Annotated in this window: 16 protein-coding genes; 4 read left to right on the top strand and 12 right to left on the bottom strand. The window is 62.7% G+C overall.

Annotated features, from left to right (window positions below; all coding sequences use genetic code 11):
* Nucleotides 1-60: 60 nt before the first annotated feature.
* The 4 genes from edd to HV670_RS01600 all read left to right on the top strand — a co-directional run bounded on the left by edd (nt 61) and on the right by HV670_RS01600 (nt 4,775).
* Nucleotides 61-1,935: a phosphogluconate dehydratase gene (gene edd, locus HV670_RS01615; protein WP_175102864.1), complete on the top strand. Its 1,875-nt coding sequence runs from the start codon at nt 61-63 to the stop codon at nt 1,933-1,935.
* Between the two features lie 33 nt (nt 1,936-1,968).
* Nucleotides 1,969-2,613: a bifunctional 4-hydroxy-2-oxoglutarate aldolase/2-dehydro-3-deoxy-phosphogluconate aldolase gene (gene eda / locus HV670_RS01610; protein ID WP_175102863.1), complete on the top strand. Its 645-nt coding sequence runs from the start codon at nt 1,969-1,971 to the stop codon at nt 2,611-2,613.
* Nucleotides 2,614-2,689: 76 nt separating this feature from the next.
* The gene (locus HV670_RS01605) at nt 2,690-3,187 is read left to right on the top strand and encodes a gluconokinase (RefSeq protein ID WP_175102862.1); all 498 of its coding nucleotides are present in this window, start codon (nt 2,690-2,692) and stop codon (nt 3,185-3,187) included.
* 238 nt (nt 3,188-3,425) lie between these two features.
* Nucleotides 3,426-4,775, top strand: coding sequence for a THUMP domain-containing class I SAM-dependent RNA methyltransferase (locus HV670_RS01600; RefSeq protein WP_175102861.1), 1,350 nt, complete (start codon nt 3,426-3,428; stop codon nt 4,773-4,775).
* 132 nt (nt 4,776-4,907) lie between these two features.
* Here the strand turns inward: HV670_RS01600 and HV670_RS01595 are convergent, their stop codons facing one another.
* From HV670_RS01595 to HV670_RS01545, 12 genes are all read right to left on the bottom strand, one after another.
* Nucleotides 4,908-6,389: a CHASE2 domain-containing protein gene (locus HV670_RS01595; protein WP_175102860.1), complete on the bottom strand. Its 1,482-nt coding sequence runs from the start codon at nt 6,387-6,389 to the stop codon at nt 4,908-4,910.
* Nucleotides 6,390-6,442: 53 nt separating this feature from the next.
* Complete coding sequence (locus HV670_RS01590; RefSeq protein ID WP_175102859.1) at nt 6,443-7,060, bottom strand: OmpA family protein; 618 nt, start codon at nt 7,058-7,060, stop codon at nt 6,443-6,445.
* Entirely contained in the window at nt 7,057-7,524 is a 468-nt protein-coding gene (locus HV670_RS01585) for a FecR family protein (RefSeq protein ID WP_175102858.1), read from the bottom strand. The genes HV670_RS01590 and HV670_RS01585 overlap by 4 nt, the downstream gene beginning before the upstream one ends.
* A 321-nt stretch (nt 7,525-7,845) precedes the next feature.
* Nucleotides 7,846-8,667 carry an IclR family transcriptional regulator domain-containing protein gene (locus tag HV670_RS01580; protein ID WP_175102857.1) on the bottom strand — a complete coding sequence of 274 codons (822 nt, stop codon included), beginning with the start codon at nt 8,665-8,667 and terminating at the stop codon, nt 7,846-7,848.
* Nucleotides 8,668-8,744: 77 nt separating this feature from the next.
* The gene (locus HV670_RS01575; RefSeq protein ID WP_175102856.1) at nt 8,745-9,833 is read right to left on the bottom strand and encodes a porin; all 1,089 of its coding nucleotides are present in this window, start codon (nt 9,831-9,833) and stop codon (nt 8,745-8,747) included.
* A gap of 126 nt (nt 9,834-9,959) precedes the next feature.
* Nucleotides 9,960-11,306, bottom strand: a complete 1,347-nt coding sequence (locus HV670_RS01570; RefSeq protein WP_175102855.1) for an MFS transporter — start codon at nt 11,304-11,306, stop codon at nt 9,960-9,962.
* 80 nt (nt 11,307-11,386) lie between these two features.
* Nucleotides 11,387-12,520, bottom strand: coding sequence for a CaiB/BaiF CoA transferase family protein (locus HV670_RS01565; RefSeq protein ID WP_175102854.1), 1,134 nt, complete (start codon nt 12,518-12,520; stop codon nt 11,387-11,389).
* A gap of 52 nt (nt 12,521-12,572) precedes the next feature.
* A complete protein-coding gene (locus HV670_RS01560) occupies nt 12,573-13,349 on the bottom strand; it encodes a citryl-CoA lyase (RefSeq protein WP_175102853.1) in 777 nt (258 codons plus the stop codon).
* A gap of 306 nt (nt 13,350-13,655) precedes the next feature.
* The gene (locus HV670_RS31810) at nt 13,656-13,784 is read right to left on the bottom strand and encodes a hypothetical protein (protein WP_281362347.1); all 129 of its coding nucleotides are present in this window, start codon (nt 13,782-13,784) and stop codon (nt 13,656-13,658) included.
* 31 nt (nt 13,785-13,815) lie between these two features.
* Nucleotides 13,816-14,847, bottom strand: coding sequence for an alpha/beta fold hydrolase (locus HV670_RS01555; RefSeq protein WP_175102852.1), 1,032 nt, complete (start codon nt 14,845-14,847; stop codon nt 13,816-13,818).
* Nucleotides 14,848-15,119: 272 nt separating this feature from the next.
* A complete protein-coding gene (locus HV670_RS01550) occupies nt 15,120-16,562 on the bottom strand; it encodes an NAD(P)(+) transhydrogenase (Re/Si-specific) subunit beta (protein ID WP_175102851.1) in 1,443 nt (480 codons plus the stop codon).
* A complete protein-coding gene (locus HV670_RS01545; protein ID WP_175102850.1) occupies nt 16,559-16,876 on the bottom strand; it encodes an NAD(P) transhydrogenase subunit alpha part 2 in 318 nt (105 codons plus the stop codon). Before HV670_RS01545 ends, HV670_RS01550 begins: the two co-directional genes overlap by 4 nt.
* Between the last annotated feature and the right edge of the window lie 5 nt (nt 16,877-16,881).

Below are 16,881 nucleotides of genomic sequence, written 5' to 3'. Positions count from 1 at the left end.
TCCACATCTGATAAAACAACAATTCGATCGCGGCGAAGCGGCCGGCAAGGAGTACATTCAATGGTTTCCCCGCATACCCAACTGAAGAAGGTCACCGACCGCGTGATCGAACGCAGCCGTGCGACGCGAGCAGCCTATCTGCAGCGCATCGACGATGCGCAGGGCAAGTTTCCCGCGCGTGGCGCGCTCTCGTGCGCGAACCTCGCACACGGTTTTGCCGGGCTTACCGGCGACGACAAGATGAAGATCAAGGCGATCCGCGAACCGAACATCGCGATCGTTTCCTCGTACAACGAGATGCTCTCGGCGCATGCGCCGTTCGTGAGCTATCCGGACATCATCAAGAAGGCCGCCCGCGAAGCCGGCGGCGTCGCGCAATTCGCCGGCGGCGTGCCCGCGATGTGCGACGGCATCACGCAAGGCAACGCCGGCATGGAGCTCTCGCTGTTCTCGCGTGAAGTCATTGCGATGTCGACTGCGGTAGCGCTAACACACAATATGTTCGACGCTGCGCTGTGCCTCGGGATCTGCGACAAGATCGTGCCGGGCCTGCTGATCGGCGCGCTCCAGTTCGGCCATCTGCCGACCATCTTCGTGCCGGCGGGCCCGATGACGAGCGGGCTGTCGAACGACGACAAGGCCAAGACGCGCCAGCGTTTCGCGACGGGCCAGTGCGGCCGCGATGAACTGCTCGAGGCCGAGGCCCAGGCCTATCACGGCCACGGTACCTGCACCTTCTATGGCACGGCCAACAGCAACCAGATGCTGATGGAGGTCATGGGCCTGCATCTGCCGAGCACCGCCTTCGTTCACCCGCACACGCCGCTGCGCGATGCGCTGACCGCCGAGTCCGCGCGCCGCGTGCTCGAGTTGACCGCGCAAGGCAAGACGTACACGCCGATCGGCCACGTCGTCGACGAGAAGGCGATCATCAACGGCATCGCGGCGCTGCTCGCGACCGGCGGCTCGACCAACCATACGCTGCACCTTGTGGCGATCGCGCGCGCGGCCGGCATCCTGATCGACTGGAACGATTTCGACGACCTGTCGCAGTCGACCCCGCTGCTCGCCAAGATCTATCCGAACGGCAAGGCCGACGTGAACCACTATCACGCGGCGGGCGGCATGGCCTTCCTCGTGCGCGAGATGCTCGCCGCGGGCCTGCTCCACGAGGACGTCACGACCGTCGCGGGCAAGGGCCTGTCGCACTACACGAAGGAACCGAAGCTGATCGACGGGAAGCTCCAGTGGGTCGAGGGCACGACACAAAGCCACGACACCGCGGTGCTGCGCTCGGCTGCCGAGCCGTTCCAGCCCGATGGCGGGCTGCGCCTGATGCAGGGCAAGCTCGGCCGTGGCGTGATCAAGATCTCGGCCGTGGCGGCGAGCCACCGCGTCGTGCGTGCGCCGGCGATCGTGTTCGACTCGCAGGAAGAAGTGCAGGCCGCGTTCGATGCGGGCGAACTCAAGCGCGATTTCGTCGCGGTGGTGCGCTTCCAGGGTGCGCGCGCGAACGGCATGCCCGAGCTGCACCGGCTCACGCCTCCGCTCGGCGTGCTCCAGGACCAGGGTTTCAAGGTCGCGCTGGTCACCGACGGCCGCATGTCCGGTGCCTCGGGCAAGGTGCCCGCAGTGATCCACCTGTCACCCGAGGCTTTGCTCGACGGCCCGCTTGGCAAGGTGCGCACGGGTGATATGCTGGTTATCGATGCCGAAGCCGGCGTGCTCGACGTTGAAATCGATGCTGACGAATGGGCCAGGCGCGAGGTCGCCAAACCCTTGCATCAGGATGCGAATGAAGTCGGCTTCGGCCGCGAGCTGTTCGGCGTGTTCCGCGCCGCGGCCGCGCCCGCGGAATTCGGTGCATCGGTGTTCGGACCCCTGCCGTGCGAAGGCTTGCACGCGGTACCGACGGCCGGCGTCACGGTGTCATAAATATTTTTGAGGCCACAGTCGGAGGAGCAAATAATGATCAAAATCAGTGACATCGTTCGAATCGGTCCGGTCATCCCGGTCCTCGCGTTTGATTCCGTCGATGAAGGCGAAGCGGTCTGCCGCGCGCTCTATGAAGGTGGCGTCAAGGTGCTCGAGATCACCCTGCGCACCGAGGCCGGCCTCGGCGTGATCGAGCGGGCCAGCAAGATCGCCGACGATATCGTCGTCGGCGTCGGCACCATCACGAAGCCGGAACAAGCCGCGGCGTCGCGGCGCGCGGGTGCGCAGTTCGGCGTCTCGCCGGGACTCACGCGCGCGCTGCACGAAGCCGCCGTCGACGCCGGGCTGCCGCTGCTGCCGGGCTGCATGACGCCCACGGACCTCGTGCATGCCATCGCGCTCGGCTATGAAACCGTCAAGTTCTTTCCGGCGCAGCAGGCCGGTGGCGTGCCGATGCTCAATGCCTTCCATGGCCCGTTTCCGACGTTGCGCTTCTGCCCGACCGGCGGCATCTCGCCCGAGACCGCGCCGAATTTCCTCGCGTTGCCCAACGTCGTGTGCGTCGGCGGTTCGTGGATGACGCCCAAGGCTGCCGTGGCGGCCAAGGACTGGGCGGAAATCACGCGCCTCGCACGTGCTGCGAGCCAGCTCGGCCATCACGCGGCAAAGGCAGCCTGAGGTTCGCAGCTTCGAGCTGGGGTGGCCTTCAAAAGTGGGTGGCAGTCGTCAGGGCGGCAAAAAAAGGAACGGAGCCATGATTCTGATAGCGATGGGCGTGTCGGGCAGCGGCAAGACGACGGTCGGCGAGCAGCTCGCGGCCCGTCTTCACTGTGGATTCGCCGATGCGGACGAGTTCCACAGCGAGGCCAACAAGAAGAAGATGCACGAAGGCCATCCGCTGACTGACGAGGACCGCTGGCCCTGGCTGCGCTCGATCCGCGAGGCTATCGAGGCGAAGCGCGCGGCGGGCGTCGATTTCGTGTTCGCGTGTTCGGCGCTCAAGGTGGTCTATCGCGACATCCTGCGCGCCGGCGACAAGGATGTCGTGTTCGTTTACCTGCATGGCACGCGCGAGGTCCTCGCCACGCGGCTCGGGGCGCGCAAGGGACATTTTTTCGACCCATCGCTGCTGCAGAGCCAGCTCGACACGCTCGAGCCGCCGACCGAGGAAGAGGCCATATTCGTCGATATCGACCAGACGCCCGAGCAGGTCGTCGACGAAATCGTCGAGAAGGTCACGCTGCGCCGGTAGGGCAAGGTGGGCGGCGCGTGCGCAGGCTCGTGGGGCGGATAGGTCCATCGACATGCAGTGCGCAGACCGGCGCGGATACGTCGCCGGTATGTAGCGAACAGGCCGGCGCGGATACGTCACCCGGTATGCAGCGAACAAGCCGGCGAGTATGTCAGGGGGCATGCAGCGAGCGGACCGGCGCGTGCGCGGAGTGCGTGCCGCGTACAATGTCGGCTTGATCTTGCCGCTGGAACCCTTGATGTCTTCTTTCGAATTTTTCGCACCGTGCCCGCGTGGTCTCGAAGCCCCCCTTGCTGCCGAGCTCCGCGAAATCAGCGCCCATGCGCCGCTGAAGGTCGGGGCTGAAGTGCCCGGCGGCGTGCACTTCGCCGGCGAGTGGGCCGCGGCCATGGCGGCCAATCTGCATTCGCGCATCGCGAGCCGCGTCCTGATGAAAATCGCGCAGCGGCCCTATCGGAGCGAACACGACATCTTCGCGTTCGCGCTCGAACAGCCGTGGGAGCGCTGGTTCACGGCGAATCAGACCTTGCGCATCGATGTCACGGCGATCAAGTCACCGCTCAAGAGCCTCGAGTTCACGACGCTCAAGGTCAAGGATGCGGTCTGCGACCGGCTGCGCGAGAAGACCGGGGCGCGCCCCAACATCGACACGGCCGAACCGGACGTGCGGATTTTCGTGTTCGTCACGGCGACCGACTGCACACTCTATCTCGACACCTCGGGCGAGCCACTATTCAAGCGTGGCTGGCGCCTCGACAAGGGAGCCGCACCGCTGCGTGAAAATCTCGCGGCCGGCATCCTGCGGCTGACCGGATGGACGCCTGGCACACCCCTCTACGATCCGATGTGCGGCAGCGGCACTTTCCTTGCGGAGGCGGTCCAGCAATCGCTCGGTGTCGCCCCGGGTGTGCAGCGCCGCTTCGGTTTCGAAAAGCTCAAGCAGTACGACATCAACGCCTGGCAGGCGCTGAAGGTCGCGGCGCTCGACAAGCAGCGTGCCGCGCGTACGGCGAAGGTCGACGATCTGCGGATCTTCGGCAGTGACATTTCGGGCGATATGCTCGAAAAGGCGCGCAGCAATCTCGCGCGTGCGGGCGTGCCGACCCTCGTGCTCAAGCAGCTCGACGCGCGCCATATGGTCGCGCCGGTCGACGAGCCCGGCGTGCTCGTCGCGAACCCGCCGTACGGCGAGCGGATCGAGGTGCGTGGCCGCGGCCCGCGCGGCGAAGCGCGGCCGACCTCGCGCAGCGAGCGCGAGCCGGGCCGCGTGCAGCGCGGCGGATACCAGCGCGATGGTGAACGTGCCGGCGATCGCAATCGTGACGACGACGGTGACGGTTCGCGAGGTTTCGAGCGTGCCGAAAGCGAAGAGCTCGGTGCTGAATTCTTCCAGGCCTTCGGCGATGCGCTCAAGCAGCGCTTCACGGGCTGGCACGCGTTCATGCTCTCGTCCGACCGTGGCCTACCCGGCCAATTGCGTTTGCGCGAATCGACCAAGACGCCACTGTTCAACGGCGCGCTCGAGTGCCGGCTGTTCCGCTTCGACCTGATCGCGGGCTCCGTGCGGCGCCGCGAACCGGAAGCGTGATCAGCAGGCGTGATCAAAAGGCTCCCTATCTCCCATCCCGAGGCCGTGCGTTAGTCGGCCGTTCTCGGCAGTCCGCTCCATCCCGGACCATGGTTCCAAGCGCTGGTCGATGCGCTTGAATCAAACCGACCTCTAGCCAGGCGGTTTGCTGGCGCGATCGCGGTCGTCTTCACCCACCTGCGCGTGTGCGGCACCCAAACTGGGTCGTGTTTCGTTGACGAGCAATGCGGTTGAAAAGAAGCAGCCCATGACCGCGGACAGAATAATGAAAATCGAGGCCGCGTCGACCAGGAATCCGAAGTACTTGAAAATGAGGAGACAGCTGTACAGCGTCAGCAAATTCAGGGATAGGCCCAGAATGGCGGAAGACTTCGGAACCGCTCGGATGAATCTCGCAAGCCGGGAATCCGTACGCGGGAAGTACCAGATGATGAGCAACCCGAACGCCATGATGAAGGCGCATTCGGCCGATTTCAGCCAGGCCGGACGTCGCAGGAAGTGTCCTTCGAAAATGGTCTCGATGACCTGGGCCTGGATTTCGATGCCCGGCACCAGTTCGCCCAGCACGGTGGTGCGCATGTCTGTCAGGCCGGAGCCCGTGAGACCGACCAGCACCAGCTTGTTGTGGATACGGTCTGCATCGACTTTCCCCTGCAGGATATCGCTCGCGGACACATAGCGGTTCAGCGTCGACCGAATGGAAGCAAAATGCAACCAGAGATCACCGTCAGGCTGCGTTGGCACCAGCACATCCGCGACGCCTACTGCTTGCACGCCCAGGCGATTGGTATAAACGTCGAGCGCGGATGAACCCGTGGCGACGCGCAGCATTTCTATCGGCAAGCTCGGGACCAGCTTGTCGCCCAAAGCCATGATGAGAGGAATGCGCCGAACCGTGCCTCCTTCGAGCGCCACGTTCAGCATCGCCTGCCCGTGCGCCGCAGCCTGCAACTCCGGCAGGCTGGCAAGCACATAGTTGAACCGTTGTACTTTGTTCAGCGGGTCGGGGCCATGCAAATGGATGGGTGCGCTTCGCATATCGGTGCTGGTGGCGAACGCCGAATGATCGAAGGCCGCTGCACCCAGTATGGACGGTGTCGCGCGCAACGATCTGGCAAGAATGGCCTCGTGACTCGGAAGTCGCCGCAAATTGGCTGCGAGGCTCGCGGCCGCTGGCGGCAGGTTGTCGGCCACCTTGTCGGGCGAGGTTTGATCGGGCTCGGGCATATAGATGTCGAGTCCGATCGCCACCGGTTTCTGTGCGGCGATGGCATCGATCAGGCTCGCCAGTCGATTACGCGGCCACGGCCATTGACCGATGCCGGCCAGCGTCTTGTCGTCGATTTCGACAATGGTCACGGGCTGTGCAGTCGGAATGCGTGGAAATCGGCGCTGATATTGATCGAACAGCAGTTGCCGCGGCGCGCCAAACGAGTCGCGCACCATCTCGCCAAGCGTGGTGACAAATGCCGGACGCGACCCATTGAGAGGCAATTCACTGCACAGGTTGAGCAGGCTCAGGCAGAACAGGAGCACGAGCGCCACCGGTCGCCCCATGCCTGCCCTCATCATGATCTTGAAGAAGGTGAGCCATGAGTCGCGAGAGCGTTTCATGTCTTCCGAGGCTAGTTAGTGCCGATCACAGGCGCGGTCGCGGATGGCTCGGATCATTGAATGGTGATGACGACGCGTCGGTTCAATTGGTTGGGAACGCCGTCCGCCGTGCGCACGAGAGGCTCACGCTTGCCCCGCCCGGCAGTCTCTATTTCCCGGGCAGGAATGCCTGCCTTGATCAGGAACTTCGTAACAGTCTGCGCTCGCTGCATCGATAGCTTGTCATTGAACTCTTCAGAGCCTGCCAGATCGGTGTGGCCGATGACCGTCAGGTGAGGTGCGGGCCAGCTCGCCAGCGCGGCCTTCAACTTGTCGACCGTGGCCGGTGACTCCGGGGCCAATTGGGTGGCAGAGTCAAACAGAAAGTTGATTGTAAACGCCATGGGGCGCGGGGGCCGTGCAGTGAGAAGCTCGCCATAGCGAGCCTCCACATTGGATTGGCTGTCGGCCGTTTCTTCGATGGCGCCGCCCTTGACGACATCAACCCGCGTGTAGGCCTTGTCGATCACGTGCGTCTGGGTGTCGTTTCGGACAATCACCGCACCGACGCTGCCGTCCGGATTCGGCAACAGAGTGATTTTGTCCGGGGTCGAACTACACCCGGACAGGAACGCCAGCACGGCGAATACCGCAACCGATATCAGTGGGTGTTTCCGGATCGCCGTCCTCAACGTGCACGCTCCCCGTCGTCGCCGACCTCGATGATGAATTCAGTACCGCGCACGCCCAGGGTCGTGTTCGGCGTGCTGTAACGTACCGCATCAGGGTTGGCCTTTGCCAGCTTGCCATCGACGACCGCAAGAGAACCGCGCTTGATCGTGGCATCGAGCGCGCCATCATAGGTCGTCGAATTGAAGACGAATTTGTTGAGTTCGAGGACGGAATTGGCCCCCTCGGAAAGCAGTGTGTTGTCGCGCAGGGTGATGCCGACGGAGGATCCGGGGCCTGTCACGATGCGGTCATTGTTGTAGATCTCGCTACCGATGGCCGCGTCCAGGCTTCGCTCGGCCCGTTCGATGTGCACGGCGCCTTTAAGCGTCTTGACGACGCCAACTACATCTGCAGCGCATGCGTCGACCACAGGCAGGCACCCGCAGGCGAAGATCAACGCATATTTGACGGGATTGCTACGCATAGGCGGCAACCGTGATAGCGGGTTAACGTGCCGTTCGCGGAGCCACGCTGATCTCTAAGCCTAACGCGTGGTTGTGAGCGATGAATTGCCGTTACTCATGCGACAGAGACTTGTCAAATGACCTTCCGAAACCATGCGCCCGGGAATCGAACGTGGACGGTGATCGACGTGAGGATAGGGTGTCGTTCCTGATCACTCCGTGCGCTAACGCGCATATCGCGACGCGTGGTCCTGCAAATAGCGGCACAAACGGTTCAAGTCTGTGTGAAAAAGAGCCCTTGCATTGGGCAAGGGCAGGTTGCCGCGGGGATAGGTGGCGCGCTAGGAGGAGCGGATCGAATGGACGAGAGCGGGCGCCCGGCGAATGGCCCATTCGATATGCGCTCGCGCCTCCCTCAGGACCGGCAGGCGCGTGGCAATCAGGTCCTCGGCCGTGGTGCGTTCCGTCTCGGACGAGCAGTTGATCGCCGCGATCACATGGCCCTGGGGGTCGCAGACCGGCACCGCGATGGATATCACGCCTATTTCGATCTCGTCCTGCTGGGTGGCAAAGCCGTCGGTCAGCGCCATCGCAAATTCGCGGGCGAGGTCATCGCGCTGGACCAGGGTCTTGGCCGTGTATTGCGGAAAAGGCGCGCGGGCCAAGAGACGTTGCTGTTCTTCGAGCGGCCGATTGGCCAGCAGGACCCGCCCGAGCGACGTGCAGAAGGCGGGCAGCCGATATCCCACGGACGCGCGTCGCAGGATGCTGCGCTTGCTGGGTACATGACCAAGATAGACCACGTCGTCGCCATCGAGGATCGCGAAGGACACGGAATCACGATACTCGTCCGCGACCTCCTGCAGGTAGGGGTTGACCAGGTCCCTGAAATTCATCGAGCGCAGATACGCGATCCCGAGCGACAACACTTTCGGCAACAGCAGGAACCGCTTGCCCTGCATTCCCACGTACCCGAGCGAGTGCAGGGTGAGCAGCGCGCGCCGCGCCGTGGCGACGTTCATCTGCGCCGCCTGGGCGACCTCGCTCAACGTCATTTCCGGCCGATCTTCGGTAAAGGCCTGGATCACCGCGAGGCCGCGCGCAAGCGCGGCCACGAAGTCCCGGTGATTTTCATCGATACGGTCCGGCGGCGGTTGGGTCATGAAAGAGAGTAGGCGTTCATCGACAGGCGTAAGTATACTGATTTTCGCCATGCGAAATACAGTTCGGCAGCGATGCGTCAGAACCGATGCCGGATGCCCAGGCTGACGATGGTCTGGTTGCCGCCGCTCGAAGGCATTGCCGTGAACAGCGTGGCTTTGACGTCGTCACCATGCACATGCTCGTAGTTGAGCAAGGCGTAAAGATCGGTTCGCTTCGAGAGGAAATAATCGGCCGTGAACATATATTGCCCCCAGCGGGCTTCATTCAGCTCCGAATAGGCATAGCCGCCGACCAGCGATACCACGGGCGAGAGCCAATAGGTCACGCCGCCCTCCCAGGTGCTCAGCACGGCGGTCGAATTGCCGCTCTTCATGTCGGTGAGCGAATACACGCCATGCAGCAGCGCGGGACCAAACTGATAGCTGCCTCCCGCCGCGACGGTCGAAATCCGGCTGAGTTCGATCGTTCCGCTTTGCGGCGTGCCGAACAGGTCCGGAACACCGATCGTCGTGGCCGGCGTGATGGCCGTATTGTTCACGCTCGTGTATGCGGCGGCGAAATTCAGGGAGCCGTGACTGTACGAGATGCCATAGCTCTGCGCGCTACCGGCCGCCAGATGGCCGGGCTCCCCGCCCGGCGCGTACAGCATGCCGACTTTCAATCCGCCGAACGTGGGGCTCTGGTATGCAATGGCATTGTTGAGACGTTCTCCGCCGAGGCGGTCGTAGTCTCCCAGATGGAAACCGTACGTACCGGTGTCGAACAGGTTGGTCATCGAATACAGATAGATCAGGAAGTCGTATTGCCTTCCTAACGTGATCGTGCCGGCGGGCATCGCGAGTCCGACGAAGGCTTGTCGTCCGAATTCGAGGCCGCCCTGACCGAATGCTCCGTTGTTCAGCGCGAAGCCATTTTCCAACGTGAAGATGGCCTGGTATCCGCCGCCCAGGTCTTCCGTGCCCTTGAAGCCCCAGCGGCTGCCCTGCACGTTGCCGGACGTTTGCGTGAAAGCGCTGTGGCCGCCTTCGTTGCTGACGTAATTGAGACTTTCGTCGATCAGTCCGAACATCGTTACATTGCTTTGCGCATATGCGGTCCCCACGCCGTACAGCGAGCATGCGACGGTAACCGACGACAACAATTTGGCCTTGGTGGCTCTGTTCACTACGGGTCTCCTGGAAGCTATTTTGTTAGAGAGGACGTTCTGGTTTATTGAAAGGATCACTAAATGATTGATAACGGCTTGCAGTGTCCTTCCGTCAGCTTCCCGGCATTTGCCGGGAAACCTAGCTCAATCCGGTCGTCCGGTGGACGCCATCGCGCGGGGAATCGAAAGAATCAGGCAGCAGCACACCAGCAGGCATCCGCCCAGCACATAGGTACCGCTGTTGACGTCGCCGGTCAGGTTCTTCGCCGTGTTGGTGATCATTGCGCCGGTGATACCGGACAAGCTGCCGATAGAGTTGATCATCGCGAGTCCGGCCGCTGCCGCCGCGCCTGACAGCAGGCGTCCGGCAAAGGTCCAGAAAATCGGCATGATGCTGATGATCCCGGAGGCGGCGATCGAAATAAGCAGGATCGACACCGAGATCTGGTGCGTGAATGTCGCGCTGAGAATCAACGCGATGCCGGCCAGCAGCGCCGGAATGGCGGCGTGCAGTCGCCGTTCCCCGGTGCGATTGGAATGCACGGCGTTCGCGACCATCGCGATACTGGCGGCGACATAGGGCACAGCGGCAAGCAAGCCGATATGAAAAGCGTCCTTGAGTCCCGCGGCACTGATGATGGACGGCAGCCAGAACGACAAGCCATAGAAGCCAGTGTTCATGGTGAGCAGGATGCCGCACAGCATCCATACGCCCCGGCTCTTCAAGGCGGCGCGAAAGTCGTGGGTCTTCGTCACGTTCTCCGACGAGAGGTTGCGCTTCAAAAGCGACTTCTCTTCGGGCGTGAGCCAGTGCGCGTCATCGATAGTTTCCGTCAGCTTGAGCAGCACGGTCACTCCGAGAATGATGGCGGGCAGACCTTCCGCGAACAGCATCCACTGCCAGCCTCGATAGCCGAACGTATCGTGCATGTTCTGCAGCACCCAGCCTGAGACCGGTCCGCCGATGGCCAGGCTCAGCGGCAGCGCCACCATGAAGCCGGCCATGACGCGGTTCTGCTTGTGCGACGGGAACCAGCTGTTCAGATAGAGAACCACGCCAGGAAAGAAGCCCGCTTCGCATATGCCCAGCAAGAAGCGCAGCACGTAGAACATGGTCGCCGAGCCGGTGTGGAAGAACTGTCCGAGCGGCCCGATAAACATCAGCAGGATGGAGACGAGACCCCACGTCACCATGATCCGGGCAATCCAGCGCCGCGCGCCTACGCGGTGCAGCACGATGTTGCTCGGCATCTCGAACAGGACGTAGCCCCAGAACAGCATGCTCGCGCCCAACGCGTATACGTTGTCGCTGAGATGCAGGTCTCCCAGCATCTGCAGCTTCGCAAAACCGATGTTGACCCGGTCGAGGTACGACACCATGTAGCAAAGAAAGAACAGCGGGACGCAGCGCCAGAACACCTTGTCGTAAGTTGCTTTCTCCAGGTCCGGCGAGAGCTCGCCCATGCCCGCTTTTTCCACGCTCAACGCCATGAAAGTCTCCTGATTGTTGTTCTTGCCGCGCGGTCCGGCCGCGCGTCCCCGCCCCATATATCGGCCAGCGCGGCGAAATCTCAAGCGCGCAGAGGCCCGAGGATTTCTTCGTTGTGTTCGCCGAGCACCGGCGGCGGCACGATCGCGAGCGAGCGCTCGCCGTTGTAGCTCACGGGGCTGCGCACGGTCTTGTATTCGCCCATCGTGGCGTGTTGCGCAGACACCAGCAGTTCCAGATGCTTCGCCTGCGGGTCTTCCAGCGCTTCGCTGGAGTCATACATCGGCGCATGTGGCACGTCCTGCGCGAGCAGCAGGCGGCACCACTCGTCGCGGTCGCGCTCGACGAAGACTCCAGTGAGCACCTCGATCATGGCGTCCTGGTTGTCGATGCGGCCCTCGCGCGTCGAAAAGCGCGGGTCTTCGAGCAAGCCCGGTCTGTTGATCACCGCGGCGAGCCCCTGCCAGAATTTTTCGGGCGACGACATATGCAGCGCGAGCCATTTGCCGTCCCTGCACTTCATGACGTACGACTGCGAGACCATGGGCCGGCTGTAGGGTCCCATGACTTCGTCAGCCGAATAGTAGTGAGTGAACGCGTCCATGTTGAAGTGCGTCATGGCCTCGAGCATCGACACTTCCACGCTCAGGCCCGTTCCCGTGCGCGTGCGCTCCTGCAGCGCCCCGAGAATGCCGTAGGCGGCGTAGAAGCCCGTGATCGAATCAGCGATTGCCGGTCCAACCACACGCGGGTTCTCCGGATTGATCAACAGCCCGAGAAATCCGCTGGCGGCCTGCGCAACCGTGTCGTACGCAGGACGGCCCACGGAAGGCCCCGACTGGCCGAAGCCGCTGATCGAGCAGTAGATGAGGCGTGGATTGATCGCGCGAAGACGCGCTTCGTCCACGTTCAGGCGAGCCGCCGCGCCTGGGCGGAAGTTCTGGATGTACACGTCCGCCGTGCGAATGAGCTCGTCGAAAGCGGCGAGATCGCCGGCATCTTTCGTGTTGAGCGTGACGCTGCGCTTGTTGCGGTTGTACGTCTGGAAGTGCGGGCTGTACAGGCCGCCGCGAAAAGCCCGGAAAGGGTCACCCGTTTCGGGTTGCTCCACCTTGATGACGTCGGCGCCGAGGTCGCCGAGCAGCATTCCCGTGGCCGGTCCGGTAATGAAGGTGCCCTGTTCGATGACACGAATGTTCTGCAATACCTTGATCACTTCGATTGTTCCTTGAGCGGCGCTCGCCGCGTTGTGTTCCGGGAGTGCCGGGTTACGCGACGTACTCGATCGCGTTTTCGCCGGCATGGGCCAGCGCGAAGCCGATCGGCTCCACGCTCTCTTCCAGCAGGTGCGCCACGAGGCTCACGCTCCGTGCGACGAGCGGCACGCCCTTCAGGGCCTTGAGAGGAAAACCGACGTCCAGCAGCACAGCGGGAATCGCGCCTGACACGTTGATCGGCAATGCCCGGCCATAGATGTTCGGCACTGCGGCAGCGATGGCGCGCAGTACTCGCACGTTCTCTCCCGCGGTGCCATGTTCGTCCGCCATGGCGAGCAGGCGCGTGGCGCGCGGATCTTCCTGCTGGTGCAGCGGATGCCCGAAGCCAGGCAGCGGAGCGCGCCGCGCCCGCAGCGCCGAGATTTCGCGCTCGACCACTTGTTCGAGCGTGCCCTCGTGCGGCGTTTTCGCGAGCAAGCTGGCGAAGAGCTTGCCCGCCTCTTCGGAACTGCCGAGCACGACCGACCCGCATCCCAGCAGGCCGGCGGCCACCGCGCCCTGCAAAGCCTCGGGCGCTGCCGCGAAGGTCATGCGGGCGGCTTGGATGGATGGCACCAGCCCATGTTCCGAGATCGATACCAGGGATGCGTCGAGGAACAGGCGCTGGACGTCCGTGGGTGGTTTGCCCGTCAGGAGCAGGCAAAAGAATTCGGTCAGGCTCACCTGCCCAATCAACTCCTTGCAGAGATCGCGGTTACGGACGGTGATGCTGTCAGGCGCGGCGGTCGAAATCGACGTGCGTCGCTGACTGGGTTTTCCGATTTGCATGGTGACCTTTGAAGATGCGATGGATGGCACGGTTCGAGCCAAGCATCATGTTTTCGCGTAACGCTTATTATTGCGCTAGGCGAAACTTTACCGATGACCCAGATCGGCCACCAATAGGTGATTTCACCTAGCGAATATATTTTCGCCTAGCGAAATTACTTCGCTGCCCGGGAATAACCAGACAGGTTCGATGCGTTAGAAACGCAAAAGGCCGCGCTCATTGCTGAGCGCGGCCTTTCTTCAATAGGTGACATCGAGCGCGCTGTCGCGAGCGAGCGGCTCACTCAAATCTCTCGATCACGCGAATTAATCGTTCTCTTTTGGACGTTTCACCTGCACCCGGCTCGCGTTGAGCATCGAACAATTTACTGGATGCGCCAATTCCGCGGACAGAACGCCCGCCATGAAGGCAATGCATGCGAGCAAGCGTTTCATGCGTCCTCCACAACGGAAAGGCTGGCGCGTCTTAGAAACGGGCGACGTCGATCACGGCGTCAGCAAACGCTTTGGGTGCTTCCTGCGGCAGGTTGTGTCCGATGCCGCCACTGATGTTCCGGTGCGCGTACTTGCCGGTGAACTTCTTCGCGTAGGTCGACGGCTCCGGATGCGGCGCGCCGTTGGCGTCGCCTTCCATCGTGATGGTCGGTACCGAAATGGTCGGCCCCTTCGCCAGACGCTTCTCCAGCTCGTCGTATTTCGCCTCGCCCGTGACGAGCCCCAGACGCCACCGGTAGTTGTGAATCACGATCGCTACATGGTCCGGGTTATTGAACGATGCGGCCGAGCGCTCATAGGTCGCGTCATCGAAATTCCACTTCGGCGACGCCAGGCGCCAGATCAGCTTGTTGAAATCGTGTCGGTTCGCGTCATAGCCGGCATAGCCGCGCTCGGTGGCGAAATAGAACATATACCACCATGACAGTTCCGCTTTCGGCGGCAACGGCGCCTTGTTGGCTTCCTGGCTGCCGATCAGATAACCGCTCACCGACACCATCGCCTTGCATCGCTGCGGCCACAGCGCGGCAATGATATTCACCGTACGTGCGCCCCAGTCAAAGCCGCCGAAGATCGCCTTGTCGATCTTCAGTGCGTCCATCAGGTTGATGACGTCAACCGCAACGACCGCCTGCTGGCCGTTGCGCGGCGTGTCCGCGGAGAGAATCCGCGTGGACCCGTAGCCTCTCAGATACGGCACGATGACCCTGTAGCCCGCGGCGGCGAGCAACGGCGTGACTTCGGCGAAGCTGTAGATATCGTAGGGCCAGCCGTGCAGCAGGATCACCACAGGCCCATTCTGCGGGCCCGCTTCCGCGTAACCCACGTCGAGCGTGCCGGCCTTGATCTGCCGCAGGTTTTCGAATGAAGCGGCGCTTGATCCGGACGCCGTGCTGTTGGACTGCGCTTGCGCGAGTCCGCTCAGCCCCAGTTCCATCAGGCTGATGCCCGCAACCGTCGTGCCGAGAAGACGACGGCGCCGGGTATAGATCTGGTCAGACATGGCTCGTTTCCCCTCTATTCCACGAATCACCGCCGCGACGACGCCGTGAATGTTTCCTCCGATCGAAACCGGCGCTCTGCAGGCTGTCCAATGAACCGCGAGACCCCGGCATGGCTAACGATGACGCTCGCTGGCACTGGAAGCACCTCGTGAGACAAGTCTATGCATTAGAAACGCAAAAAGCCGCGCTCATTGCTGAGCGCGGCTTCTTTTTCAAGTCAAGCTTGACTGGACGGTCCTAGGCCATCGCTTCCTCTCCGCCCCAATCCGTTCTAATCGACCGCCTTCACCATATCCTCGACGACCTTCTTCGCGTCGCCGAACACCATCATCGTCTTGTCCATATAGAACAGCTCGTTGTCGAGCCCCGCGTAGCCGGAGGCCATCGAGCGCTTGTTGACGATCACGGTGGCCGCCTTGTAGGCCTCGAGGATCGGCATGCCGGCGATCGGCGACTTCGGGTCCTTCGCGGCGGGATTGACCACGTCGTTCGCGCCGAGCACCAGCACGACATCGGTTTGCCCGAACTCGGCGTTGATGTCGTCCATCTCGAACACCTGCTCGTACGGCACCTCGGCCTCGGCGAGCAGCACGTTCATATGGCCCGGCATGCGCCCCGCGACCGGGTGGATCGCATACTTGACGTCGATGCCTTTCTCGGTGAGCTTGGTCGCCAGTTCCATGAGCGCATGCTGCGCACGCGCGACCGCCAGCCCGTAGCCCGGCACGATCACGACGGATTGCGCATTACCGAGCATGAAGGCCGCATCGTCGGGCGAACCCGACTTGACCGGACGCTGCTCGCCCGCCGCGCCGCCGACGGACACCGCGGCAGCGCCGCCGAAGCCGCCGAGCAGCACGTTGAAGAACGAGCGGTTCATCGCCTTGCACATGATGTACGAGAGGATGGCACCCGATGAGCCGACCAGCGAGCCCGCGACGATCAGCATCGAGTTGTTCAGCGAAAAGCCGATGCCCGCCGCCGCCCAGCCCGAATACGAGTTCAGCATCGACACGACGACGGGCATGTCCGCGCCACCGATCGGGATGATGATCAGCACGCCGAGCGCGAACGCGATCAACGTCATGATGATGAACGGCAGCCAGGCCTGCGACAGGAAGAAGATGATCCCGAAGCCCAGCATCGCAAGCGCGAGCAGCAGGTTGATCAGGTGCTGGCCCGGGTAGATGACCGGCGCACCCTGGAACAGCCGGAACTTGTACTTGCCCGAGAGCTTGCCGAACGCGATGACCGAACCGGAGAACGTGATCGCGCCGACGAAGGTGCCAATGAACAGTTCGACGCGATTGCCGTAGGGCAGCGTGGGATCGCCCTGCGCCGAGATCCCGAACGCGGACGGCTCACAGACCACCGCATACGCGATGCAGACGGCCGCGAGGCCGATCAGCGAATGCATCGCGGCGACCAGCTCGGGCATCTTGGTCATCTCGACCTTGTTCGCGACAAACGCGCCGATCGCACCGCCGATCACGAGCGCGCCGAACAACAGGCCGAGGTCGGTGCCCAGAGGCAGCTGCATCTCGGCCGCGCGGTTGTAGATCAGCGCGAGCGTGGTGAGCACGGCGATCAGCATGCCGCTCATCCCGAACACATTGCCGCGCCGCGCAGTCGTCGGATGCGAGAGGCCCTTGAGCGCCTGGATGAAGCAGACCGAAGCAATCAGGTAGAGCAGGGTGACGACTTCGTAGCTCATTTCGCGCCCTCCGCGCCGCTCTCGAGCGCCTTCCTCGGCGTCTTCTTGCGGAACATCTCGAGCATGCGGCGTGTAACCAGGAAGCCGCCGAACACATTGATCGCCGCGAGCAGCACGGCGATCGTGCCGAATGCCTTGCCCGCGGGGCTCACGGTCAGCGCGGCGGCCAGCATCGCGCCGACGATCACGATCGCGGAGATCGCATTGGTCACCGCCATCAGCGGCGTATGCAGCGCGGGGGTGACCGTCCAGACCACGTGATAGCCGACATAGACGGCCAGCACGAACACAATCAGATGATTAACCAGTTCCATTGCAC

The organism is Pararobbsia alpina, from assembly GCF_902859895.1.
Lineage (GTDB): Bacteria > Pseudomonadota > Gammaproteobacteria > Burkholderiales > Burkholderiaceae > Pararobbsia > Pararobbsia alpina.
This window is presented reverse-complemented; position numbering and strand designations above follow the sequence as displayed.

Bases quoted from the DNA above. Each gene is read 5' to 3' on its own strand.
- HV670_RS31810 (WP_281362347.1), bottom strand. From the start codon at position 13,784: ATGAAACGCTTGCTCGCATGCATTGCCTTCATGGCGGGCGTTCTGTCC.
- HV670_RS01600 (WP_175102861.1), top strand. From the start codon at position 3,426: ATGTCTTCTTTCGAATTTTTCGCACCGTGCCCGCGTGGTCTCGAAGCC.
- HV670_RS01550 (WP_175102851.1), bottom strand. From the start codon at position 16,562: ATGAGCTACGAAGTCGTCACCCTGCTCTACCTGATTGCTTCGGTCTGC.
- HV670_RS01605 (WP_175102862.1), top strand. From the start codon at position 2,690: ATGATTCTGATAGCGATGGGCGTGTCGGGCAGCGGCAAGACGACGGTC.
- HV670_RS01555 (WP_175102852.1), bottom strand. From the start codon at position 14,847: ATGTCTGACCAGATCTATACCCGGCGCCGTCGTCTTCTCGGCACGACG.
- eda (WP_175102863.1), top strand. From the start codon at position 1,969: ATGATCAAAATCAGTGACATCGTTCGAATCGGTCCGGTCATCCCGGTC.
- edd (WP_175102864.1), top strand. From the start codon at position 61: ATGGTTTCCCCGCATACCCAACTGAAGAAGGTCACCGACCGCGTGATC.
- HV670_RS01595 (WP_175102860.1), bottom strand. From the start codon at position 6,389: ATGAAACGCTCTCGCGACTCATGGCTCACCTTCTTCAAGATCATGATG.
- HV670_RS01580 (WP_175102857.1), bottom strand. From the start codon at position 8,667: ATGACCCAACCGCCGCCGGACCGTATCGATGAAAATCACCGGGACTTC.
- HV670_RS01585 (WP_175102858.1), bottom strand. From the start codon at position 7,524: ATGCGTAGCAATCCCGTCAAATATGCGTTGATCTTCGCCTGCGGGTGC.
- HV670_RS01570 (WP_175102855.1), bottom strand. From the start codon at position 11,306: ATGGCGTTGAGCGTGGAAAAAGCGGGCATGGGCGAGCTCTCGCCGGAC.
- HV670_RS01560 (WP_175102853.1), bottom strand. From the start codon at position 13,349: ATGCAAATCGGAAAACCCAGTCAGCGACGCACGTCGATTTCGACCGCC.
- HV670_RS01545 (WP_175102850.1), bottom strand. From the start codon at position 16,876: ATGGAACTGGTTAATCATCTGATTGTGTTCGTGCTGGCCGTCTATGTC.